We start from the raw sequence: 24,456 nt of genomic DNA on the forward strand, positions 1-24,456 counted from the left end.
TGAACTATAGTTAATATATGATGTGATTTGCTCCTGGAAGGATGTTGTATGGTGAAGGCCACAAGCTCCAGGATCTTTAGTCAACTTGCGTTAAATGACCATCCAGGTATATCCATTCATCTTGGTGTAATACAGATTCAAGTTGCTAAGGTTCTTCCACTTTTTTTTTCAAATGCCGAATTTCCCGTTAACAGCAGTTTTTTTGATGAACCAAACCCAAAGTATCCACCCGCCAATGTAGCAGAAAGAGATAGCCCTCAATCAGCGGTCAATTTCTTTGACTATTTGTTCACGCTTTTTTCCTCCCCTGGAGCCTCTGACCTATTGTTTCCAGAGTTGGATAATCAGGATGGATTCACCTTTGTTATTTATAACCCCTATTATTCTTATGGGCGTGTAGGCGCAGGATATGACACTCTAAGCATTGAATATGCTGATTTTAAGAGAATCAACCCTAACTGGTATTATTTAACTGACCGATTAGAGTTACTGGAAGACATTGCTGAAGCGCGTGCTGAATCGAAAGAAGATGCTAATCCTTCAGTCAGCTTCTCCCTTTCTGAATCAGGGCTTCTAGGCGGGAATAACCCGAATGCTGAAACTAGTTTTTCAGGGAGTCTGGCAGTATTTAATATGCAGAATAATGTGCTTTCATTGGCTGGAGGCTCGGGTACTATGCCCCTTACGGCCAATGATCTTCCAATCACTTACAGGGTTGAGGACTCACGGCTCATTGCACAAGCAGGCGGGGAGACAATATTTATTCTAGAAATACTGCCGAATAATGAATTTCACTTCCAATTAAACAATTCAATCGATCATCCTCTACCTGGTCCCGATCATATAGTAATCGATTTGAGCCAGTTTATTCAGATAGGCGATAATAGCTTGCCGCCAGGTACATTTATTATCACTATCAATGATGATCTGCCTTTAACGGATCCATCGAATAACCAGCAGCCTATGCTTCATGAAGACGGCCTTCCCGGAGCGAATATCGATACAGCAAATCCGATAGCAGAGATTAGCGGTACACTGTCAGGGCTGATATCCTTCGGGGCAGACGGTGATGGCGGTTTTCATTTTTTACCTGAACCTGTTTTAACGACGATACTCAATACTTTGGAATTAAGCTCCGGCGGGCAAGCACTGGACTATCAGGTAGTGAATGGCATTCTTAATGCCACAAAGCCGGACGGAAGTACTGTTTTTAACTTTGAATTAAATTTAGATGGCAGTTACCAGTTCAGTCTTCAACAGCAGCTGGATCATTTAGGATCACATTCAGTAGCCACACCCATCCCACTGGGTTTTCTCATTCAGGCAATGGATGGCGACGGGGACAGCATGACCTTGAATAACCAGTTCACTATCGTAATAGCGGATGATACGCCTTTTGTCCTGCTTTCTAACAATATGCCGGCCCCGTTACTGGCTGGCGACAGCATTTTAAATGTTGCACTGAGCATTGATCTTGCTGACAGTTTTATCCCTTTGGGAGGAGCAGACGGTCTTTCATCAGTTAATTATCATTTACAGGTTAATACGGCTATAAGTGGATTAAACGATAGTTTGAGCGGCTTGCCTGTAGTACTTAGTCTCAATTCATCCGGAGATGTGGTGGGATATGCAGGTATCAATCTTGTGTTAATTATCTCTATAGATAGCGATGCGGAACTTACATTTACGCAGTTTCGTCCACTTATTCATCCTGATCAAACCAGCATCAATGAATTAATTCAATTTCCTTCTGGACTGGTAAGCGTCGTTGCTGCAGCGGTGGATGGAGACGGTGATCAAAATAGTGCCTTTCTTGATATCTCGTCGTTAATTTCAATTCAGGATGCCGGGCCTGAATTAGTTGTCATTGATCCGGGGTCAAATGCTTTATTGGTCGATGAAGCCTCCCTGGCTGTTAATAGCTCCATTCTTTTAAGTACTTTATTTAGCAGTGACGCAGGGCCGGATGGCGGCAGCACTGATTATCAATTCCAACTGGCCGGCACGAATTCGGGTTTAATCGACAGTTTAAGCGGCCTGCCTGTTTTATTGAGTATTAATGCCGGCGGCAATGTGGAAGGCCGTGCCGGCGGTTTACTGGTGTTCACCTTAAGTGTCGATGCCAGTTCCATTGTCCTGGATTTGGATCGCGCCGTGATCCACGCCTCTGGCAATGGCACGAATACCCTGTTATTTCCTGAAGATATCATCAGCTTAGTGGCCACGGTAACGGACGGCGATCAGGATACGGTCACTGACAGTGTGGATGTGGGTGCATTGATCCAGATAATTGACGGCATACCTGCCTTAAGCGTTGACGGGAGCGTATTGGGCAGTCTAACTGTCAATGAAAACACTTTAAACAACACGGCCAGCCTTTCGCTGGCGGCTGCATTTACGGCAGCGATTGGCGCAGATGGCAGCCAGCCGATTGCTTATAATTTGCAGATTGATAATACCAATAGCGGCCTGACTGATACCTTAAGCCAGGAAATGGTGGTACTCAGCCAAAATGGAAATGTGGTGGAAGGCCGCACACAGTTGGGTGATGAGCTGGTATTTACCATAAGTTTAGCAAGCGATGGCGAGCTCTCTTTTACACAGCTACGTCCTGTAGTCCATGTCGATGGCAATGGAACGAATCTGATTAATTTTGGCAGCGGCATTGTCAGTGTGCAGGGCAGTTTAAGCGACTTGGATGGCGACAATAGTACTGCCCAACTCGATCTGGGTACTGTTATCAGTATCATCGATGATATTCCAGTCCTGACAGTTGATGCGGGTCAAATCGGCAGTCTGTCCGTTCTTGAAAGCCAATTGGGTGTTACCGACAGTGTATCGCTGGCCGCAGCCTTTGCCAGGGATTTGGGTGCTGATGGCGGTTCGGTGACTTATGGGCTGGAAATTAGGGAAAGTAATTCAGGGCTTATCGACAGCCTGAGCGGAGCCGCAGTGCTTCTCAGCAATAACAATGGGGTTATTGAGGGATTTGCCAATGGGGGGCTGGTGTTTAGTATCAGCATTGATGCCACAGGCTTGATCAGCTTCACCCAACTGCGTGCCATTGTGCATCCTGATATCAGCAATCCTGCGGAGTCTATCAGCTTCCCGGCCAATATCATCGATGTAGTGGCCACTGCCATTGATGGGGATAATGACCCGGCAACGGCAGCGATCGATTTAGGCAGCGTGGTATCCATCCAGGATGCGGGGCCTGAATTAGCTGTCATTGATCCGGGGGCAAATGCTTTATTGGTCGACGAAGCCTCCCTGGGCGTTAACAGTTCCATTCTTTTAAATACCGTATTCAACAGTGACGCAGGGCCGGATGGCGGCAGCACTGATTATCAATTCCAACTGGCCGGCACGAATTCGGGTTTAATCGACAGTTTAAGCGGCCTGCCTGTTTTATTGAGTATTAATGCCGGCGGCAATGTGGAAGGCCGTGCCGGCGGTTTACTGGTGTTCACCTTAAGTGTCGATGCCAGTTCCATTGTCCTGGATTTGGATCGAGGTGTGATCCACGCCTCTGGCAACGGTATGAATGCTTTGTTATTTCCCCAAGATATCATCAGTTTAGTAGCCACAGTAACGGACGGCGATCAGGATACGGTCACTGACAGCCTGGATGTGGGTGCATTGATTCAAGTGATTGATGGTATTCCCGCGCTGAGCGTTGATGGCAGCGTATTAGGTGGTTTAGCAGTGGATGAAAACACTTTAAACAACACGGCCAGCCTTTCGCTGGCGGCTGCATTTACGGCAGCGATTGGCGCAGATGGCAGCCAGCCGATTGCTTATAATTTGCAGATTGATAATACCAATAGCGGCCTGACTGATATCTTAAGCCAGGAAATGGTGGTACTCAGCCAAAATGGAAATGTGGTGGAAGGCCGCACACAGTTGGGTGATGAGCTGGTATTTACCATAAGTTTAGCAAGCGATGGCGAGCTCTCTTTTACACAGCTACGTCCTGTAGTCCATGCCGATGGCAATGACACGAATCTGATTAATTTTGGCAGCGGCATCGTCAGTGTGCAGGGCAGTTTAAGCGACTTGGATGGCGACAATAGTACTGCCCAACTGGATTTAGGGGCTGTTATCAGTATCCGCGATGACATTCCAGCCCTTACAGTTGATTCTTTACAAGCACCCATGCTGGTTGTAAATGAAAATCAGTTAGGCATAGCAAGTAATGCGTCTATTGCTGCCGCTTTTAGCTCTGAGTTAGGCGCTGATGGCGGTGATCTCAGTTATTCTCTGGAAATTCAGGGCGGCGATAACAGCGATTCAGGATTGGTTGACAGCTTGACAGGCGCGGCAATCCTTTTAAGCAATAATAATGGTGTTATTGAAGGCAATGCCAATGGCCAATTGGTGTTTACTGTCAGTATTAATTCTGCCGGTTTAGTCAGTTTTACCCAACTCCGTTCAATGGTTCATCCCGACGGTGGAGGAGCCAATGCCCTGACTTTGGCGGTGAACAGCCTCTTTGTTATCGCGGCTGCCCTGGATGGTGATAATGATTTGGTCACTGCCCAGCTTTCTTTGGGAGAACATTTACAGGTCACAGACGCGATGCCCTCATTAAGCGGTACTACATTTAGTGGAACAGTGCATGAGGATGCCTTGGCCATTGGCAATAGTGAGGGAGGGCAGACACTTAGCCTCAGCGGGTCTTTATCTGCGCTGGCCAGTGCTGGCAATGATGGGGCGCAATGGGGCTTTAGCGCGGATTTTAACAGTGTTTTAACTGCAAATAACCTGACAGCGAACGGTATCGCTTTAAGTTATACACTCAATGGCAGCATTTTAACTGCCAGCGCTGGCGGAATAGACATGTTTAGTTTTGAGTTAAACAGCGCAGGGGATTATCTATTTAATCTGTTGGCAGCAATCGACCATCCGCTTGCCAATGGCAACGATCTGGAGCAGGTACTGATAAACCTTGGCGCAGTGATAGAGCTGGTTGATAATGACAATGACGTGATCGATCTCGATAATCAGTTTGTGATTGCCATTCAGGATGATGTGCCTGTCCTCACTTCCAATACCGAAAATGCCAATATTTATGAAAGCAATCTGGTCTCTGGCTCTGCCATAGCTTCAGGAAGCCTGGATGCTGTTGTCGCTTTTGGCGGGGATGATCAGGGCTTTTTCTTATTCAAAGCTCAGGCAGATCTTGGTAATCTACCCGTGGTGACCGTGAATGGCCAAGCCGTCAGCTATGATCTTGATGGTAATGTCTTGTCGGCATTGGTTAATGGTTCGATTGTTTTTACGCTGGAACTTGAGGCTGACGGCGATTACCTTTTCACCCTGTTTACAGAAATCGATCATGCAGTGAATCAGGAATGGCTGGCACTTGATTTCAGTTCCGCTATTCGCGCCGTTGATCGGGATGGCGATCCTGTCGATTTGGGACTCACTCAGTTCGTTGTCAATGTGGCGGATAACGCCATCTTTAACCCGAATGCCGGCAATACCATGTATCTGACTACTTCTTTAGGCGGTGTTGTGCCAATGGAAGGGTTTTATGGGCTTTCCGCACTTGACCCGATTGAAGGGGATTTACCCGCTTTGGTAGCCGCTTTAATTGGCCCTGGGGGAATTCTGGCTGGCGGAACAACTGAGGATGCCCTGGCTTTAATTCTCGAGCAGGAAGGGGTCTTTTTTAATGAAGATATTTTAAAATTATCTGCTGACGGTTATGAAATGGCATTTAACGGCAGCGAAAATTTCAATTTTGAAACCACCTTACTCAACCAGCTCTCGCTGCTGGGATTTAGTATTGATGGTTTGCATGTCATTGGTAATCAGATCCTCTTCTCCACTGCTACTGGCGGTAATTTGCCAGGCATTGGCAGTTTTGAAAATCAGGATATCATTCTGGCGACCCAGGGAAGCGATGGTCGTTATACCTTTGAACTATTTTTTGACGGCAGCAGCCAGGGGCTTCAGGATGGTCTTTTGAACGATGGGATTTTCCAGAATCTGCTCGTTGATTTTAATATGGATGATTTTTCCTTCACCTCCAGCGACGGCAGTTTTAATAATGGTACCCTGTACTTCACATTGAGTAATCTGGTTGACGTCGATCTGGCTTATGCCCTGCAAACACTGGATATCTGGGGTGGGATTACTGCCAATGGTACAGAAGTCCTGTCCATTAACCGAACCAATGGCACTTGGGATCTTGCGTCGCTGGATATTTTCTTTAGCGGTGAAGATATTGGCCTCACTGATGAATTACTGGGTAACGCCTTGCAGGCATTAAATAATGTCGACTTAGCCGGTCTAGTCGCTGCACTACTGGATCCCGATACCCGTTTAATTGAAATTGATGGTCTGGAAGTCAAGGGCGATACGCTCTATTTTTCTCTCGCGCCTATCCTCAATGTCGATTTACTGTTCGGCTCCCTGGGTGAGTTGCTTTCCAATCCCTTTGATCCCTTGTCCGCTTTGACCTTCAGAGGCGAGGATATTTATTCTGTCAGCAGAAACCCTGGAACCCAACAGTGGGATGTTAACACGCTCAAATTATATTTTGACGGCAGCCAGTATGGTTTAGCTTCCAACGACGGATTATTAGGCGGCTTACTGGATAACCTGCCCGAAAATCTCAATGCCTTCTCCCTGACTGATGGTACTGAAGTGCATGACACTATTATGTTCTCTACAGAAGGAGGGGGTAATGAACGGCAGCTTAATGGTTATGATAACCAGACTTTAATCGAATATAATAATGGTGAGTTCCATGAATCCTTTGATTTGGCAGCTATTACTAACGGCAGTTTAACAAATCGCAATATCAGTTCAGTGCACGTTCTTGATAATGGTACAGTATTATTTACTCTTTCAACCGCCTCTACCCTGCCGGGTAATGTATTGGCAGGCACGAATGATGTGATTCAATGGAATGGCAGCAATTTTAACCTTTACTTTGATGGTTCAAGCCATGGATTAGCAGACAGCGAGATAATTAATTCCCTCTATGTTTTCCCTGTTGGCCATCCCAATGCCGGCCAGATGGCTTTTTCTTTGGCGAATGATAGTAATTTGCCCGGGGTTGGTAATTTTTCGAATGAAGATTTGATTATGTACAATCCGGTAACGGATACTTATTCCATGCTGCTTGATGGTTCCGCTGCTGGAATCAGTGATCTCAATCTGGATGTCACGGTAACAACTGATTTATCTGCGAGTGTTGCCCCGCAGCTTGATCTATTGTTCAATCCTTTGCTCACAGAATTGGATGGTCTTGTTCAGGATGCGGTAGGGGCCATTGAAACTAATCTGACCACCCTGGATGGTTTATTGCAGCAATTACAAACCGTTTTAAACTCCAACCCCATTGCTATCCTGGTTAATCTCGTAGGTGATATTTTAAGCGGGCTGGATACGTTACTGGGCACTGATATAAATGGGCTGCTGGATGGTTTATCAACCGTTACCGGCATTAATAATCTGATTGGCCAGTTAACTGATTTAGTGGACGAGTTAACGCCTACGCCCTTGAGCCTTCTGCTCAATCAAACCCTGGTTAACTCTATAACATCACTTTCAAATACAATTATCGGTCAGTTAGATGCCCTGGATGCGAACTATTTATCCACCCTGGATAATGCAGTGGATAGTGTGAATCAAGGCATACTGGCATTGACTGCCAGCCTTGAAGATGCTGTCTCAGCAGGTGCCCAGGTGCAGATTAAATTATTGGATGTTTCTGTTAATGGTTTGCATATTAAAGAAAACGGCGATTATCTCTTGAGTTTTTCCCAGGACTTGCGTGCGGATATCATCCTGAATCTGGATACCAGCTTTTTATCTGGTCTGGCCAGTTTAAACCTGGCAGTGAATACCGACACATTGATAACGGATCTTAACGATGTCCTTGACCCAATCTTGGCCCCAATCCTGGCCGGTTTGAACCTCACGGATGTGTTAAGCCCGCAACTGGATCTTCTCGGCATGAATATCTATCAATTACATCAGGATCAAAACAGCGGCACCTGGCAGTTCAGCCTTTATTTTGACGGCGTTGATCATGGCCTGGATAACGGCGGCTTAGGCAATACGGTGCTGGATTATGTAAATTCAATTAATTCCAGTCTGACAGTGCTCGACTTACAGGATCTGGGAGTATTGCATTTGAGTTCCAATGAGAATATCGATGCTATTTATGTGAATGAGCAGCATGGCGGCGCTACCATTAATGGCAGCAGTGTGGGCGATTTACTGATAGGCGATGACAATAATAATACCTTCCATGGTGGTATGGGGAATGATTTGATGATTGGCGGCAAAGGGGCGGATACCTACCAGTTTGATGCCGCTACTGTGACTCCACAAGCACCGCAGCAGGATGTCATTGCTGATTTTAAACCGGAAGAGGGTGACAAGCTTACTTTCAATAATATTTTCAACGGCTATAACTCCAATCCTTCGACACTGGGTAATTATATCAATATTTCTGTCATTAACAGTGATAACATAGGCGGGGTGAACGATACCGTGTTGAGTTTATCGGCTGATCCAGGCGGGGCAGTGGTTCAAACGATCACCCTGTTGAACTATGTACCCTCCGGTGCCGATTCTGTAGAAATGCTGCAGAACTTGTTAAATCAGGGTAGTATCGTCACTTAAAAACACGCCTGATATCCAATTATTTGATCTCAATGGGTTGCTTAGGGTTGGATGTCATCTTAAGCATAATGTCTTTTCCGATCGCTTCCAGCAGATAAATGAATAAGTTAGGCTGCCGCTCCTGTAATCGTCTTATGGCTTCATAGTCCCAATAGATGAAGTCAGCCTGCTCTTTTACTGTTACATCGGCAGTTGCAAGCTGGTTGTTAAAAAAGCTCATCTCCCCTAAAAAATGATAGGGGCCCAGTTCGATGATTTGATTCTGGAATTGCACCAGCACACTTCCCCCCGTGATCAGCAGAAGTTGTGACACGGGCTTATCTTTGATCATCAGATGGGCTGATCCAGCTTGTCCTTTCCCACTGAGTTTAATAATTTTCATGAAATCGGAAGTTGAAACATGCTTAAAAAACTTTTCTTTGATGGCCTGTAGTGTGGGGTTAAGTTCAATGGGGAACTTCTCTTTAACAATCAGAAAAATCTGGATGAAATTAACTATTAAATAGATGGCCGACCACCAGAATATGTCAGGCAGGTTATGTCTGAGACTATAATGCATATAAAGTAAGCTTGCGCAACAGGCTACGATTCTCAGATAAAGCATGTTGCGGAATAAATAGGAAAACAGTACCAGCAGTTCGGCAATATGATAACTCAGATCCATTGTTATTCTCCGATGTCCAGGATCTGATAATATCACACAAGTGGCGATGTGCAGTGGCATCAGCACGGCAATTACCTGTCCTTGTAAAAAAGCACGCCTGCTTTTAGTAGTTAACAATTGATCAAATATTGCTGAGTGTTACTATTTGCGCCCTCCCTATGCATCGCTAGCTACACAATTGTTTTCCCGCCTCGAATTCCCCGCGGCATCGACCGCGGGGCCCACACGAAGCCCATTTAATGTTAAGAACACTTGTTGATGACGACCTGTTACACCCTGTTTTGGGCAACATTGAACTTGTCTGAGAACCATGCTGCTTCAACAGGCATGGGCCCCGCGGTCAACGCCGCGGGGATTCGATTGCATTTGTGTAGATAGGCAGTAGGAAATATCAACAGACCTAATATTAATTTAATGATTTCCTGTTACTATGTTATACCAAATGACATAAATTGAGCCAAAAATGCAGCTTATTACCACAGGAAGCACAGACGAAAACGACTACAAGCAGTACCTTGATGACACCGGATTTCCCGATCTGGATCAGGATCTGGAAGATGATGTGATTAAGGTTCTCTCTTTTTTATGCAATGAAGAGAAAATGCTGGAGGGGTTGAAGCAGTTTGCCAAACAGTATTATGACTTCAAGCAGCTGGAAAACAAGGAGGGGCGTACTGATAAACATAGCTTGAGGAAATTTTTTGACGAATGGGGCAGGGACAACCATTTTAATCAGGGATCCACTGAACCAGTGCCTGCAGAGTTTCGAAGCAGCCCCGGGTTTAATTTTCCAAAATTGACCGCGGTCTTAATTGATGAGGTGAGTGCTGAGTTATTCCTTGATGTACTGTTAAAAAACGCTTACTTGTCCAGTGATCCCGGCGCCGGTGTGACTCATGGCAAGTGGTCTCATTCCATTCAATTATTTATTCTGGAAGAGGCGAGGAAATCGGGGATTTTAAAGTTAAATACTCCAACAGTGGCCGAGTTTATCACCCGAATTTCTCAAGTGAAGCCCCAAGGCACTTCTTTTACACTATGGTATGTGATTTTTGACAGTACTTTTGAAGAAACATTCACTTGTCCTGACGCAGTCGCAAGAACTTTATACGCGAATTTTGACCGCTCAAAAGAAAGTCTATTTCTAAGTAATAAATTAAAAGCTTATAAAGAGAAGGTTGAGAAGGCAAACTCTGACTATGGAAGTGAGTCTGCTGGAAGTCGATATAGTCCTTATGTGGAAAAAAGCTATGCATCAAGAATGCCAGAGTATGGTTATATTGAGGCGGACAGGACCCGAGGGTTACTATGGTTTTCGCATAAAAAAGCAGTTAATGTGCAGCCTGAAGAAGTTTCCTTGAACACGAATCAAAAAGGGATGTGAGTTTGATTTATCTTTACGCGTAAAGGAATAAATTTATCGCATAAAGCGCGTACGTCGGCACGAGGGTAAATTTTGTGAGAGTCTCTCAGGCATAAAGCGCGGGACGTAGGTGCTGATACGATGGTGAAACTTTATAAAGATCGCTCGCGAACAAGTCGTGTTAAGTATTTACAACCTCATTAAACCAGGCTAAACAAATCTTCTTTGTCATTGGCTTCTGTATCCTCCTCTTCCTCAGGGGTTGCCGCCTTAATTACTTTATCAAGGGCGGCTTCTTCTTTTGGAGTAAACAGGCTGAATTTTCCGAGAAATTGATCGAATGGTAACTTCGTTGCCAGATAGATACCAGCCAATGCCCCTAGTAGAGCACCGAAAGCAGCAACAAACAGGGCGCCTGGACCTGTTAACTGGGCCCCCATTGCCAGCCCAATGGCAAAACCCGCTAATGCCACTGAAAGAATAAAGCAGGTGATTAATAAAATTTTAACTAAAACACGAGAATACCATTTTCGCCAGCGGAAGCTGGAATCCGGATTTTCATAAAGAATTTTGGTACAGGTTTGCCGATAATATTTGATGGCAGCCAGTTTCGCAGCATTATCGCCTTTTACAAAACGCTGCAGCATATTAACCGTTTCATTTTCTATACGAAGCCGCTCTGAAATCGGTAAGTGTTTTAAAGCAGTATGCAATTCCTTAAGTGCCTTTTGCAACTCCGGGTAATCTTCACCAAGTAATGAAATAGCATAATTAACAGGTTGTTCTTCAAGATGCTGGTAAACTTTGCGCTTTAATTTCTTTATTCCTGCCGATCCTTTTGAAGGTAGATGAATGATTGGCTCAGGCTTTGCTGAGGTCACCAGGGTGTAATTAAAGCCTGATTGGCTCAACTGCGTTTTCAGTGCTTCAACATTATCGTGTAATTGATCACTTAATTGATCATATTTGGTAAGGAGCAGAAAAGTAGTCAGATTGGGTTTTGCGGCGGATAGATTGAATGCTTCAAGATTGAGGGCTTGAAAAGGGCCGCTGGAGCCGGGTGAAAATACCTCGGTCAAATCGACACAATAAATAAGAATATCAATATCCTTAATATACCGATCCCAGTCTGAAGGCTTGGCTTGTTTAAAAGAATCAACGCTTAATTCATTAATATTGAGCTTGAAGCTTGAAGATTGAACTTGTTTGGTATAAAAAAAATCAGAGGGCAGCTCTTCAGAAGAAAATGGGACATCGCGCAAATAATTAATAATTGCTGTCTTGCCTGATTTTCTATTTCCAATAACTGCGATATTGGTTTTAAAAAACATATGCCCTGATATCCTCAAATAGCTGCAGTAATATTTGTAATATTGTACACAAATTCAACTAAAGAGTCATTAATTAATTACTCATAATGATTAGACGGGTATTGATTTACTCGCAGCTAAATGAGTAAATTATCGATTTGAATCAACAGGATGTTTTTATGAAAACGAATGACTGGCCGGCAGAAGATTATGCAATTGGATCCTATGTCCAGGCCACTGTCGCACAGAGTTATCTGCAGCGACTACAATTCAAACCACAGGATAGAGTGCTGGATGTTGGCTGCGGCAATGGCAGTTTCACTGAACATCTGATCAAAATGCTTCCTGACGGTTTAATTTTGGGGGTGGATGCCTCCGAGAATATGGTTGAACTGGCTTCTAAACTCTGTGAGGTTTATCCTAATTTTTCAGTTCAGGTAATGGATATGCAATCCCTTAATTTCACTGAAGAATTCGACTACATCGTTTCGTTCTGGTGTCTACAGTGGGCCAAAGACCTAATTGCCGTCTATAACAATATGTATCGGGCGCTAAAAGAGGGTGGAAAATTATTTCTTCTTTTTCCCAGCGGAGACGATCCCTTTATCAATACAGCCGTTGCTGTGACTGAGTCCGGACAGTTTCCAGAATTAAATAATTTCATCTCTCCGGTAAACCGCAGTCAGTATAGTAATTTTAACCGATTAAATGAGAATTTAGCCAAGAATGGTTTATTTAAGAAATTCCATTTGGAAAGGAATCAGCATTCGATGCTTTTACCTTCGCTTGATATTTTTCGCAAATTTGTAAAAGGGGTGGGGTATTTTCAAGGCCAGGTTCCCCCAGCTTTAATTGATGAAATTAATGAGGCGATGGTTAGGATGTACGAAAAGGAATGTCAGGAGAAGTATCAGGGGCAGTATTATTTTAATTTTAGCCTGTATATTCTTGAGGCAGAGAAGTAACTGAACAACCGTCATTGCGAGCCCGGACAAGTAATCCAGAACGGCGCTTCATCCGGAAATTGTTCTGGGGGCTTCACTGCATTCGCAAAGACGGGATTACCTAGCAAATTTTTCCGATTGTATACGATTTTTCCCAGCTTTTTTCGCCTCATATAAGGCCTTGTCTGCGGTCGAAATAATCTCTTCTGTATTGGAGGGAACAGGAGGAATAGTCACAATACCGAAACTCAGTGTAGCCTTGTGAGCAGTTGCTTCTGCTTCAAATCGTTCCTGTATTTTACTGCAAATAAGCATTGCTTCTTCAGCGGTACTGTTGGCAAGAATGATAGCAAATTCGTCTCCCCCAATCCGAAATGATGCGTCATTAGCTCTGTTTGCAGTATTCTGAATCGTTATGGCCAGCCTTTTCAGCAGCAGGTCCCCTGATGGATGGCCGAAAGTGTCATTGATATATTTAAAATCATCAACATCCATTAATATCAAGCTACAATGATGATCGTTTCTTTTTGCGCGTCTTAACTCCTCATTAAGGCGGGTATCAAAATACCTCCTGTTATAAAGACCTGTTAAGGAATCCGTTATCGAAATACGGTGAATCTCATCAAGTGCTGCATCTTTTTCACGATTGATATTGTGCAGGCTACTAATTAAACTGTCTTTTTCCTTTCCAAGCCGAATTGTCTCCTTTAGAAGTTGTGAGGGAAACTTTGCAGTGATCATCAGCATAACAATAAAAAGGACAAACATTGTGGCCAGTATACTTTTATCCAGTATCATAAAGGAGTAATTGTACAGGACTAGAGGCAAAAACATGGGTAATAAATAGGCATAGTAGGCTGGTAAGTAAACCGAAAGCGATGCCAGGCCTCCGGCTGCCATTCCTCCTAAAACAAGCGTGATAATATTTTGATTAAATGCAGAGAAATGCTCATAGAAAATGATGTAACAAGCTCCCCATAATCCGCCCATCAGAAAGGTAAGTACAACAAAGGTGATCAGACAGGATTGTTTTTTATGAATGTAGGCTTTGCTTTTTATGCATTGACGGCTATAAATCCAGCGGAGAACACTTAAAATAAAAATAACCAGAAACCAAATGCTTGCTCCTGATATCGGTGCCCCGCGGTAAATCAAATATCCCCAGATAATTATTGATAAGAAAACATTAAAGGGAATTGCTTTAAGTGAGCTTTGCAGCAATAGTAAAAAACACTCATCCTGGATTTGGTGGTTTTTTTCCATATTATCTCCTGGCAGGATTTTAATTATTTCCTCCAATGGATGCTTACATCAATTATAGTTGAATTAGAAAAAAACCTTGATGGGGCAGTTTATAAAGCTAAATTGCCCCGATTACTGCGGTGTGTTGAAGCTCTATGTCAGGATCAGTTTCTTCCATATCCCCCATAAGCTCCGAATAATCAGACAACTTTTGTGCCTCCTCCCTGAAAGAAGTTTTTTGGTGTTGGAAGGCGTGGATCAAACGATTGATTGACATAATCATCAGCATAAATGGAGAGAGAATGGTTCCGGCAGTTCCTCCTCCAGAGAGAATTGTACCTGCTATAGTTACTGCAAAAAGTACAAGGCTTGATAAGGCCAGGAGGAATGCGATTGCAATATCCCGCTTAATAACCCGGGTGTCCTCATAGCTTGCCTGATGGATTATTTTTGTCAGACGGTGTATTGCTTCCGGATTGCCAGGCTCCTCAATAACTTTCTGTGCTGCATTCACCGCTTGCCGTAGTTTCTGAATACGCTTTAAAGAGGGTTTATCAGCCCGCAACAGATCAAGAGCGAGATCCTGTGCACAGCTCAAAACAATTTCTGCCTGCTGCTGAAGAAGTTCATGCCTGGCAAAGTGAATTGACTTTTGAAGGGCCTCAAGTGCCGCAAACAAGTCAGAAACTTCATCGGATAAAATTGTATTATCATTAAACTTTGCTGCGTTAACCTCATTTAACAAGGCAGTACGGCGATTAGCTAAATCGCTTTGATTGGTCCAGTCGTCATGTGAACTTGCGAGTCTGGAGGCTCTGCACATTTTATCCATGGAATCGAAGAAGAGCGTTTTACGTTGTTCGCTATTGGAGAAGTAATATAACTGCCCAAGCCCCACGCCAAGGCTTGCGCCTTCAGCAGAAATGATCCAGGCATGGACGGCCATTGATAGTCCATGGCTTGCAACCGCTTCAAATATAGCCAGGCCCAGAAGCGCTGCAGAAACCAGAATATGAATCACTGCATAGCTGGTTTTCTCCCGATCCGCCTGATAGCGGCTGTAATCGCTTTTCTCTACCATATCAGAGAGTTTGATGACTTCTTCTTTATTACCGGGGTTCTGGATAACCCGGGCTGTTTGATTGAAGCAAGCGGTCAATCGTCTGATTTTTTCGATTGAGATTTTTTTATCACCAAGCAGTTCTAGCACTAAATCCTGGCAGGCTAAAAACGCTTTTTCTCCTGCGTTGTAAATCACCTGATTGTGCCTGGCAGCTATTAATTGTTTTGCAATTGCATTCAATGCCGCCACCAGTGCAGTCATTTCCTCGCATAATTTCAATTTCTCTTTATTCTGCTCTGTAAAATGCCCAAAAGCGTTTGTTATTTCAATATTCAAATGACTTGTTAATTCTTTATCAGTTGGAGCGCTTTCGACTGGACGCAGACACGATAAAATTAATCTGGAAGTATTGCTTCGATTCACTAAGGTAAAATGCTCCAGGTTTTCGGAAATATAATCTTTTGTGGCGAAACGGGATCGAGCATAATCGGTGCGAAAAATACCTGCGCGCCCATAATTGACTGCATTCACAACTGAATCGACGATTGCCAGAGGGTAGTGTGCCCATGGGGATGTGTACTTGCGACACTCAAAGGCATTGCTATTGAGCAAACGTCTTAATTGTTTATGATATTTAATATTTTCAGGTTCGTTGTTGCTTTGACGAATTAAATGAGTACAGGCAATGATATTCTTGGCAATGCGCAGTTTTTCTTCATTGGCTATGCGGCTGTTATCTTTTAAAAGACTAATACTGAGCAGATGCAGACGAATTAAAAGCGAATGAAGAGACTCGTTTAGCGGGCATTCTTTTTCTTTGAGTAGAGCTGCAGTTTCTTCCAACTCTCGGGATAAATTATCGGGAAATCCATTAATTGTTCTCTGTTTGATTAGTTGCTCAACCTTCCTTGTTAATCCTGCAACTTCTGATAATTCCGCCATTATTCCCAATCATCGACTGAAGGAGTGCACAGTGTAGCAATAAAAGCTTAAGGAATTCTTAGGGCTTATCCTAAGCTGGCTTGAAAACCATCAAATAAAAAATCAATAAAACAGAGAAGAAAGCAGGCCATCCCAGAATGAACCACATTCTTGCATAGGAATAATATTTACCAGGTAATTTGCATTTAAATTCATCTGCCTGCTTCAGGAATTCATGCATTTTTATCTGCAGCCAAACGACAGGAAGCCAGCAGGCACCGGTAATAATATACAATAATAAACTCCAGATAATCCATTTACTGGTAACAGGATAATGCAGGATGGCCATTAACCAGAACCCAGTCAGCGGTTGAATGATGACTGCTGGTGCGGTAAAAATCCAATCCGCTATGACTACATTTTTAGCAGCAAAACGCATGGCATCAAGATTACCGCTCTGATTGGCACGCCACATGTAAAAGGCGCTGCCAAGGCCTGTGCCGAATAATAGGGTAGAACTAAGAATATGAATATATTTCAGAATGAAATAGGACATATGGCCGGCCTTTTCCTGGGTTTTTCTGCTCTCTGTATTCATGCAGCATAAAATGCTTTTGCTATAAATAAAAGAAGAGAGGAGAAAATTATGACATCCATTAAAAAAGATAAAGCGAAAGACCACCCCGAAATCAAGGAGATCAAAAATGTCTGTGACGTGACGCCTGATTCGGGCAAACCCGTATGCAACGCGGTTAATAAAGAAAGAAAAAAAACAACGGACGAACCCTCCAGTAAAGCCTAAAGCGGTTTTTCGCCTGGAATTATTTCCGGTGTATAAATGGGGTCCGGCTCAGGGATATTGACTGGTTCCGGCTCTGGATCATTCTCAGGATTGGGTTCTGGCTGGGTATCGGGTATTGGTTCTACCGATTCGGGTATGGAGGGAATTTCGTTCGGTTTTTCAGGGATTTCATCAGTATTCTGTTGCAAGTCGTGAGTGCTCATGATAAATATTTCCTTATGTTGATTTTAATCAATGCATAGCAATTAAAAATACATCAGCGTTCTTTCTTTTAAGTATGGCAGCTGATGGCATAAATTAACAACAGGGATGAAATAGCGGCGAGGGAAACATGTTTGAATTTGAAAAACTAAAAAAACATCACATTGAGACCGTTTTTTCCTGGTTGGCTGAGCCTCATATGCTGGAGTTTTGGGACAACAGTCAGGAACACAAAGACGATATTATCAGTTTTGTGAATGGAAGAACTACTCCTTCCAATTACTTTTCGGGAATTGTCAGTTACTGGATTGGCTCTATCAATACAAATCCCTGCTGTTTTATATTAACGTCTCCATTAACACCCGATGATATTTGTCCTCAGATCCTTGCTGATCACCGTTCGACTACCGGCATGACGTATTGCATTGATTTTGGAATAGGTAACAAAGCGTTTCTGGGTAAAGGTTATGCGAGCGGGGCGCTGCGGGAATTTATTAATTTCTTTCGTAATAGTATTGATCCCACTGCTGATACTTTTTTCATTGATCCAGATGACAATAATCCGCGCGCGCAACATGTTTATGCGAAAGCCGGTTTTAAGACCGTGGGTGATTACATCATGGACAGGGGAGTGTTTGAGGGCCAAAAAACCTGTTTAATGGTCCAAACATTTTAATGTTTTGCAGAGACTCTATCTGAATCGTCATTGCGGGCCTTGGCGAAGCAAACCAGATCGGCGCTTCATCTGGCATTGTTCTGGGTTGCTTCACTTTGTTCGCAAAGACAGAGTCTACAAATCCCGATAAATTTACTTCAAATTTCTTCTAATAATCAAATATCTAACCTGATTCCGCAATGCTATAACTTATTAAAAAATTGACAATTTTGTTGAATTTGAGACAATGGTTCAGCAAAAAAATGTGCAAAAAGGCAGGAAGATTTTTTATGCAAGCTAAAATAGAGAGCGGTCATTCAGAGGATAATGCGGTTCAAATTCCGGTGGGCATTAATCCAGAGATTCGGCTTTTGATTTGTGATATTGATAATACCCTGGCTTATTTAAGACAAGGTAAAGATGATGGTCCTGCTCATCTAAGACAAAATAGATACGCTTCTATTCTTAACCACGATCTGATAATTCCCTTATTGCGCTGGGCTTCCCTGATAATGCCGCTTGGAATTGATACTGCAAGGGACAGAAGGCTCGATAATGATATAGGCTCAAGTGGCGGCGCCTCCATCACTGATTTGAGAAAATTCTTTGAAAGGTTCAACATTCACTTCAATGACAATTTTATTATCGCCAGTGAGGATGTTACCGAGTTTCGGGACACATTGAAAAGCCAATATAATAAGCTTGACGCTGAGGAAAAGCCGCGATTTATACAATTCATAAAAGAGAAAAATGCCGACCTCCATTTTATTATGAAGTTATATAATGAGTCTGGCATAGGCAAACCCATCAAACCGGAAGAAATTTTAATTCTGGATGACAGTGAAGGAGTGATTGTCTGGGCGCAAAAGGCCGGCTTTAAAGCCCTTCATGTCAAGCATGATTTTAATGGGATAGGGACATTGGACGTAGAGTACGCTTATGAACTTGCCCGCATCCTCGGTCTGGAAAGCTATATCAAAGATGTGGAGGAGCATCCCGAAGCCCATAGTAATGATCCGGTGATTTTTTCCTCCACTGCGCAGGAATATATGGCTGCAAAAAAAGCCAGAAAAGAAAACAAGCCGGTTGTACGCCTCCCGGTACATCCATTGCTTGATGATATGCTGATGCATTTCATCAAGGATCCAAGAGAGGTACTTCTGTTATTAAAGCAGCTGCATGGCCGTGACAGTTTTTCCCAGGTTATCGATGAGGAATATGATTTTGCGGTGGATACGCAGGAAGGGCAAAGCGCATCAGTCAGGCAAACCTTGTTAGGCTATTCAACACAGGAGAATGCATTTTATCGGGTCAAGAGCTTATTAGCACTGGGAGCGTATCCAAATCAGCCATTTGATCTTTGTCTATATGAAGGGCAAGTAGAATCTCCCGGTAGAGGACTCGCTAAACCCCGGGTATTCAGACAAATCAAACCATTAACGGCAGCAGTGATCCTCGGAGATGATTTCGATATTTTGGAGGCACTTGTTAATCATAATGCGCAAATTGATTTCATGTGTGACGATAATTCTGTTCTTCAAATTGCATTAGAAAAATTCCGGGGTAAATTGCTGGGTCGAAAATGTTCTCAACTGGAGCAGCAATCTCTTTACAAGCAGATAAGACTAATTGTTGCCTCGATGCAAAAACAACATGGTTTAGACACTTATTTCAAACACTTGTATATAGCCTTCCCTGTCATCATGCAAATGGAGGATGCTAATGTTCTGGCTATTTTTTTAAACAATTTGAATGCCGGTCAAAGAAGCATTTTATATTCTTCAATTGACCTGTCAGGACGAAAAGATAATGATTTTTACCAGCAGTTGATGATTGAATTTTTCCTGGATCACCCCTTAAAATCAATAAAGAAGACAATTCCATCCAGACATTCTGGGGAAATACAAGCTGTTATAGCAGGGGAATCTTCAGCTTTTTCAGATAGTGATTATGGTGCCGCTAAAGGGGTTTTGGAGTTTCTTACACGAAGAAACGCCACTTCTCCCGGCCAGCCTAAGACTTCAGGAAGTAAGGTAATACCTGCGGGTATCTTTAGATTATCGTCTGAACTCTTTGCTGATGAAAAACTACTTAAAAGACATTTTTTTTCACATTTTTTACAGTCTTGCCTGCGCACATCCCTCAGTGGAATGCGTGTTAGAAGCCTTTTAAATATTTTTCTTTCTATTCTGGAAAATACTGAAAGCGCAGCTGAGAAAAGGAAAGGAGATGAGTGGGATGTGAATGTGCATTACCTATCTCAGGAAAACCAACTGAGTTCATGCCTGCTTGGTTGCGCTATCCAATCAAATAACCCCTGGTTTACAAATCGCTTGCTAAAAGCAGGGGTTAAACCAAACCATTACTTTGATTTGGATCCCGACTACCGCCAGGTTCCTCCACTGAATGCAGCTATTATTGGCCAATGCGATACGCAAATTGTCCAGGATCTGATAAAAGCTGGAGCTGAAATCAAAGTATGGGTTAGGAAATCATCTCAGGCCGAGAAAGAATCAATTTTAAACCTGATCATTACAAGAATTTGCAACCATGCTAATTACTCCCGCCGCAAGGAATTGTTGGAGCAGCTACAGGCTGTTATTCGAGTGATTATCACACAGCAAGGAGTTGATGCTTACTTCGATGCCTTACTGCCTGCCCGCGCCTTAATCATGAAGAGCAAGGACAGCAGGCTAATGACTACCTGTTTTGGCCTATTACCGCGTAATTTCAAAGAAAGCTTATGGTATGGGTTTGCTTCAGATAATTTGTATCCTGAGCATTCAATTGAGCCTACAGATTTCAAATTAAAATATGATATGGAGTTTTTCTTTCAAATGAAGGACGAAGAGTTGCCCCTGTTGAATGGGCGCTTTAAACGCGTCCTTTCATTTATTCAGCCGGAACGCAATTTGCTTCATCCATGGCGCTTGCGCCTGCAAGCTGCATTTCCGAATGTTGAAGAGCCAGTCACCATGGAGAAAACGCCAGAAAGCCGCTCGCTTGCATGGCTCGTAGAGTCACAGGAAAAAGATGATCCCAAGCCGCTCTTAAAACGCCTTGAGCAATTCAGCCTGTATATCAATCGCCTGGCTGAGACCGTTATAATTGACTCAAACCAGATAAAAAGTTTAATGCTTTCCTGCTATTTTGCAGTACAAGAACTGCTAAACTCTTCCATTTTTAACCGTCATTTCTCACAGCAGCTCAAGCCAATTGAGGAGCTATATGATTTCCTAAAGAAATCACTACAGGGCTCCCTGACGGCAGAGTATCAGTCCAAAAAGCAGTCAGCAATCAGCCTGTCGCATTATCGAAGCTCCAGGAGTGCATTGTTTGGCGCCGCTCCTGTTACCGAGGTAACACCAGATAGTTCAGGGGTGGGCTTATCGTCAAGCCGCTAGGCTGGTTCAGTAATGGTCCCCCCGGTCGCAGCCCTAAGTATCTATACAAATATTTCCCCCGTCCGAATCCCCGCGGCTGCGACACCGAATCCCGGGGCACCGACACCCCGCGGCATCGACACCGACACCCCGCGGCATCGACACCGAATCCCCGTGGCACCGACACCGAATCCCCGCGGCATCGACCGCGGGGCCCATACCTGTTGAAGTAGAATGGTTCTCAGACAAGTTTCAATGTTGCCAAAGAATAGGGTTTAACAGGTAGTCATAAACAAGTGTACTTAACATTAAAATTGGCTTCGTGTGGGCCCCGCGGTCAAAGCCGCGGGGATTCGATAGCTTTTAATTCTCATGCACTTGTGTAGATAGCTATAGGTCGAAGGCGCGGAGATACGTAAAAGTGGTAAGTATCCAGCGCTAGCAACCGTATCCCCGCTGCTTCGTGTACAGCCCAGCTAAACTCTACTGACAAAGCTTTTGCAGATAGTCATAGGCTTTTTTTGCGTATTCTAAAGGAGGGGCTTTTTCCGGATCTTGCTCCGCTTCAACGAGCAGCCATCCCTGGTAGCCCATTTGTTTAAGTTCAGAGATAATTGGGGCGAAGTCAATCATACCATCTCCTGGCACTGTAAAAACTCCTTCGCGCACCGCATCCATAAAACATAGTTTTTCCTGAACCAGCTTATCATAGACCGCCTTGCGTATATCCTTTAAATGCACATATTTAATTCGATCCCTGTATGTTCGTAAAAGCGTCATGGGATGAATTCCAGCTAAAGCCGCATGACCGGTATCCAATAGTAAAGAGAGAAGATCCGGACTTGTATTTTGCATCAGAAAGTCAATTTCTTCTGCATTGAAAACACCGGTGCCCGCATGGTAATGATAGACAAGCTGCATATCGTGGTCATGTGCGATGCGCCCAATTGCATGCAAACCTTGGATTAGGTTGTTCCATTGCTCCTCATTGAACACGGGCTTGGTTTGGCCCAGTACCGGCTGCGTTGTTCCCTGGATGGCATGCCCGCATTCACAGACGTTAATAAATTTTGAGTCCATAGCACGCATAAAGCTCATGTGATCCAGAAAGCGGCTTAGTGTTCGCTGATAATTTTCCTTTTCAGTGAAATGCGTGCTAAACCAGGCGCTGCTTAGCTTAAGGCCTGTTTCATCCAGAGTTGCCTTCAGGAAAGAAGGATCGCGGGGAAATTTGTTCCCTAATTCAGTTCCTTGATAGCCTGCTTGTACCATCTCACTGATGCATTGTTCAAAGCTGATATCGCCTCCGAGATGTGGATCGTCATCATTACACCAGTTAATTGGAGCAATTCCCAGTTTCATATTGCCACTCCTTAGAACAGTTTTGCATTTTCGATTTGTAACTGCATTTTGTCATAAGCCGCTTTTACTTTTTCAGACTTTGAAACTTCTGCAATGCCGACGCGCCACCATGTTTCATAACCGCGGCTCATCGTCCCCGGCAGGACAGGCAAAACAATAACTGTGCTCAGAATGCTTTGTCTTGCGGTTTCCAATGCGGCCTGGAAATTGTCGTAACTGTCTGCATAAATGGCTTTTGCCCCTAAAGCTTTCGCATACTGACAAAAGTCAATCTGAAGGTAATCCCCACTTAGCTGGTTGTTTTTCTGGGATCGGTAGCGAAATTCATTGCCAAATCCCATACTTCCGTGGGCTTCCTGCAGATTGCGAATGCATTGATAACCATGATTATCGAATAGAATGACAGTAATTTTCAGCCCTTCCTGGATGCAGGTCAATAATTCAGAATGCAGCATGATATAGCTGCCGTCGCCCACCAACACATAGACTTCGCCGTTTTTTTCCCCTTTTGCCATCCGTACACCCAAACCGGCAGAAATTTCATAGCCCATGCAGGAATAGGCATATTCAAGATGATAATCCTTCACCGCTTTTGATTGCCATAAACGATGCAAATCGCCTGGCAGACTGCCAGCAGCACCAATTATGACATCTTCTTTACTGGTAAACTGATTCAGTAAGCCAATAATGGCAGTCTGATGCAATCCATTGGCTGTATTTGCTGGGAGCGAACATACCTTGTTTACTTCGTTCTGCCAGGTCAACCGGGTTTGTTGAATGTGATTTTGGTATGCAATGGATGTTTCATAATTACTTATCGCTTTCGATAATTGGACAAGCCCGGATTTAGCATCACCTTTTAAAACCAGACTATTCATTTTGATAGCGTCATAGCGGCTGATATTCAGATGGATAAACTGGCAGTGTTCATTTTTGAATCCCCATTTTGAAGCAGTAGTAAAATCCTGCAGGCGTGAACCGACCACTAAAATCAAATCCGCCTGGGCAGCCAATAAATTAGCGGCTTCAGAACCGGTTACTCCAATTCCGCCAACATTCATGGGATGTGATGCGGGAAGGGCGCTTTTACCTGCCTGGGTTTCTGCAACGGGTATGTCGTGCTTCAGGGCGAACTCAGCAAGGGTTTCTGCAGCCAGGGAGTAATGGATACCCCCACCTGCAATAATGAAGGGTTTCTGTGCTTTTGCCAGTAAATTAGCTGCCTCATCGATAGCTTGCTGGCTGACTGTTTCCCGATCAATCCGCCATATTCGTTTGCCAAAAAAGCTCACCGGATAATCATAGCTTTCTGATTGGACATCCTGGGGCAGGCAGAGGGTCACTGTGCCGGTTTCCGCTGGATCTGTGAGAACTCTAAATGCATTCATACAGGCAGTCATTAGTTGCTCAGGTCGTTGAATTCTGTCCCAGTATTTACTGACCGGTTTGAAGCAGTCATTTACTGAAACCGTATAGTCATGCGCTGCTTCCAATTGCTGTAAAACAGGATCGGGTTGGCGGCAGCTGAAAATATCGCCTGGAAGTAAAAGCAAGGGGATGCGATTCGTTGTTGCAGTAGCTGCTGCTGTAATCATATTGGTTGCGCCGGGGCCAATTGAAGAAGTACAGACAAATATCCCCAGACGGTTTCGTTGTTTGGCAAAAGCAGTGGCTGCATGGGCCATGCCTTGCTCATTATGGCCCTGATAATATGTCAGCCCACAGGCATCAAATTCCAGTGCTTCGCCAATGCCAGTGACATTGCCATGCCCGAAAATACCAAAAACGCCCTGAACGAAACGATATTCGATACTATCGAGTTTTACATATTGATTAGCGAGGAAGCGCAGTAAAGCCTGCGCCATGGTCAGTTTGATGGTGTTCATTAGATAGTGCTCTT

At 43.8% G+C, this 24,456-nt stretch carries 14 protein-coding genes; 6 read left to right on the forward strand and 8 right to left on the reverse strand.

Annotated features, from left to right (window positions below; translation table 11 throughout):
* The first annotated feature begins 48 nt into the window (after window positions 1-48).
* Window positions 49-8,646, forward strand: a complete 8,598-nt coding sequence (locus DYH42_RS05915) for a DUF5801 repeats-in-toxin domain-containing protein (RefSeq protein WP_115316975.1) — start codon at window positions 49-51, stop codon at window positions 8,644-8,646.
* A 19-nt stretch (window positions 8,647-8,665) separates the two neighbouring features.
* Here DYH42_RS05915 and DYH42_RS05920 read toward each other — a convergent pair whose 3' ends face one another.
* Window positions 8,666-9,310, reverse strand: a complete 645-nt coding sequence (locus DYH42_RS05920) for a hypothetical protein (protein ID WP_058524438.1) — start codon at window positions 9,308-9,310, stop codon at window positions 8,666-8,668.
* A gap of 463 nt (window positions 9,311-9,773) precedes the next feature.
* Between DYH42_RS05920 and DYH42_RS05925 the strand changes: the two genes are divergently transcribed.
* Window positions 9,774-10,694: a LirA/MavJ family T4SS effector gene (locus DYH42_RS05925; RefSeq protein ID WP_058524439.1), complete on the forward strand. Its 921-nt coding sequence runs from the start codon at window positions 9,774-9,776 to the stop codon at window positions 10,692-10,694.
* Window positions 10,695-10,873: 179 nt separating this feature from the next.
* On the opposite strand, the gene DYH42_RS05930 is transcribed toward DYH42_RS05925, so the two are convergent.
* Window positions 10,874-12,004, reverse strand: a complete 1,131-nt coding sequence (locus DYH42_RS05930) for a GTPase domain-containing protein (protein ID WP_058524440.1) — start codon at window positions 12,002-12,004, stop codon at window positions 10,874-10,876.
* 158 nt (window positions 12,005-12,162) lie between these two features.
* Between DYH42_RS05930 and DYH42_RS05935 the strand changes: the two genes are divergently transcribed.
* Complete coding sequence (locus tag DYH42_RS05935; RefSeq protein ID WP_058524441.1) at window positions 12,163-12,948, forward strand: class I SAM-dependent methyltransferase; 786 nt, start codon at window positions 12,163-12,165, stop codon at window positions 12,946-12,948.
* A gap of 96 nt (window positions 12,949-13,044) precedes the next feature.
* On the opposite strand, the gene DYH42_RS05940 is transcribed toward DYH42_RS05935, so the two are convergent.
* The 3 genes from DYH42_RS05940 to DYH42_RS05950 all read right to left on the reverse strand — a co-directional run bounded on the left by DYH42_RS05940 (window position 13,045) and on the right by DYH42_RS05950 (window position 16,751).
* Window positions 13,045-14,190, reverse strand: a complete 1,146-nt coding sequence (locus tag DYH42_RS05940; RefSeq protein WP_058524442.1) for a GGDEF domain-containing protein — start codon at window positions 14,188-14,190, stop codon at window positions 13,045-13,047.
* Window positions 14,191-14,287: 97 nt separating this feature from the next.
* Complete coding sequence (locus tag DYH42_RS05945; protein WP_058524443.1) at window positions 14,288-16,174, reverse strand: hypothetical protein; 1,887 nt, start codon at window positions 16,172-16,174, stop codon at window positions 14,288-14,290.
* Window positions 16,175-16,244: 70 nt separating this feature from the next.
* Window positions 16,245-16,751 (reverse strand): DUF2269 family protein, encoded by a 507-nt coding sequence (locus DYH42_RS05950; RefSeq protein ID WP_202814595.1) that lies wholly within the window; start codon window positions 16,749-16,751, stop codon window positions 16,245-16,247.
* Window positions 16,752-16,799: 48 nt separating this feature from the next.
* Between DYH42_RS05950 and DYH42_RS16555 the strand changes: the two genes are divergently transcribed.
* Complete coding sequence (locus DYH42_RS16555) at window positions 16,800-16,955, forward strand: hypothetical protein (RefSeq protein ID WP_157062408.1); 156 nt, start codon at window positions 16,800-16,802, stop codon at window positions 16,953-16,955.
* Here DYH42_RS16555 and DYH42_RS16560 read toward each other — a convergent pair.
* Window positions 16,952-17,158 carry a hypothetical protein gene (locus DYH42_RS16560; protein WP_058524444.1) on the reverse strand — a complete coding sequence of 69 codons (207 nt, stop codon included), beginning with the start codon at window positions 17,156-17,158 and terminating at the stop codon, window positions 16,952-16,954. The two genes, DYH42_RS16555 and DYH42_RS16560, sit on opposite strands and share 4 nt — an antisense overlap.
* A gap of 128 nt (window positions 17,159-17,286) precedes the next feature.
* On the opposite strand from DYH42_RS16560, the gene DYH42_RS05960 reads away from it, so the two are divergent.
* Together DYH42_RS05960 and DYH42_RS05965 are read left to right on the forward strand one after the other, a co-directional pair.
* Complete coding sequence (locus DYH42_RS05960) at window positions 17,287-17,832, forward strand: GNAT family N-acetyltransferase (protein ID WP_058524445.1); 546 nt, start codon at window positions 17,287-17,289, stop codon at window positions 17,830-17,832.
* Between the two features lie 269 nt (window positions 17,833-18,101).
* Window positions 18,102-21,215: a hypothetical protein gene (locus DYH42_RS05965; RefSeq protein ID WP_058524446.1), complete on the forward strand. Its 3,114-nt coding sequence runs from the start codon at window positions 18,102-18,104 to the stop codon at window positions 21,213-21,215.
* A 462-nt stretch (window positions 21,216-21,677) separates the two neighbouring features.
* On the opposite strand, the gene iolE is transcribed toward DYH42_RS05965, so the two are convergent.
* Window positions 21,678-22,556 carry a myo-inosose-2 dehydratase gene (gene iolE / locus DYH42_RS05970; protein WP_058524447.1) on the reverse strand — a complete coding sequence of 293 codons (879 nt, stop codon included), beginning with the start codon at window positions 22,554-22,556 and terminating at the stop codon, window positions 21,678-21,680.
* Window positions 22,557-22,567: 11 nt separating this feature from the next.
* A complete protein-coding gene (gene iolD / locus DYH42_RS05975) occupies window positions 22,568-24,442 on the reverse strand; it encodes a 3D-(3,5/4)-trihydroxycyclohexane-1,2-dione acylhydrolase (decyclizing) (protein WP_058524448.1) in 1,875 nt (624 codons plus the stop codon).
* Window positions 24,443-24,456: the final 14 nt, after the last annotated feature.

The organism is Legionella birminghamensis (assembly GCF_900452515.1).
GTDB lineage: Bacteria > Pseudomonadota > Gammaproteobacteria > Legionellales > Legionellaceae > Legionella_C > Legionella_C birminghamensis.

Bases quoted from the DNA above. Each gene is read 5' to 3' on its own strand.
- DYH42_RS05965 (WP_058524446.1), top strand. From the start codon at position 18,102: ATGCAAGCTAAAATAGAGAGCGGTCATTCAGAGGATAATGCGGTTCAA.
- iolE (WP_058524447.1), bottom strand. From the start codon at position 22,556: ATGAAACTGGGAATTGCTCCAATTAACTGGTGTAATGATGACGATCCA.
- DYH42_RS05920 (WP_058524438.1), bottom strand. From the start codon at position 9,310: ATGGATCTGAGTTATCATATTGCCGAACTGCTGGTACTGTTTTCCTAT.
- iolD (WP_058524448.1), bottom strand. From the start codon at position 24,442: ATGAACACCATCAAACTGACCATGGCGCAGGCTTTACTGCGCTTCCTC.
- DYH42_RS05930 (WP_058524440.1), bottom strand. From the start codon at position 12,004: ATGTTTTTTAAAACCAATATCGCAGTTATTGGAAATAGAAAATCAGGC.
- DYH42_RS05940 (WP_058524442.1), bottom strand. From the start codon at position 14,190: ATGGAAAAAAACCACCAAATCCAGGATGAGTGTTTTTTACTATTGCTG.
- DYH42_RS05915 (WP_115316975.1), top strand. From the start codon at position 49: ATGGTGAAGGCCACAAGCTCCAGGATCTTTAGTCAACTTGCGTTAAAT.
- DYH42_RS05960 (WP_058524445.1), top strand. From the start codon at position 17,287: ATGTTTGAATTTGAAAAACTAAAAAAACATCACATTGAGACCGTTTTT.
- DYH42_RS05935 (WP_058524441.1), top strand. From the start codon at position 12,163: ATGAAAACGAATGACTGGCCGGCAGAAGATTATGCAATTGGATCCTAT.
- DYH42_RS16555 (WP_157062408.1), top strand. From the start codon at position 16,800: ATGACATCCATTAAAAAAGATAAAGCGAAAGACCACCCCGAAATCAAG.
- DYH42_RS16560 (WP_058524444.1), bottom strand. From the start codon at position 17,158: ATGAGCACTCACGACTTGCAACAGAATACTGATGAAATCCCTGAAAAA.
- DYH42_RS05945 (WP_058524443.1), bottom strand. From the start codon at position 16,174: ATGGCGGAATTATCAGAAGTTGCAGGATTAACAAGGAAGGTTGAGCAA.
- DYH42_RS05950 (WP_202814595.1), bottom strand. From the start codon at position 16,751: ATGAATACAGAGAGCAGAAAAACCCAGGAAAAGGCCGGCCATATGTCC.
- DYH42_RS05925 (WP_058524439.1), top strand. From the start codon at position 9,774: ATGCAGCTTATTACCACAGGAAGCACAGACGAAAACGACTACAAGCAG.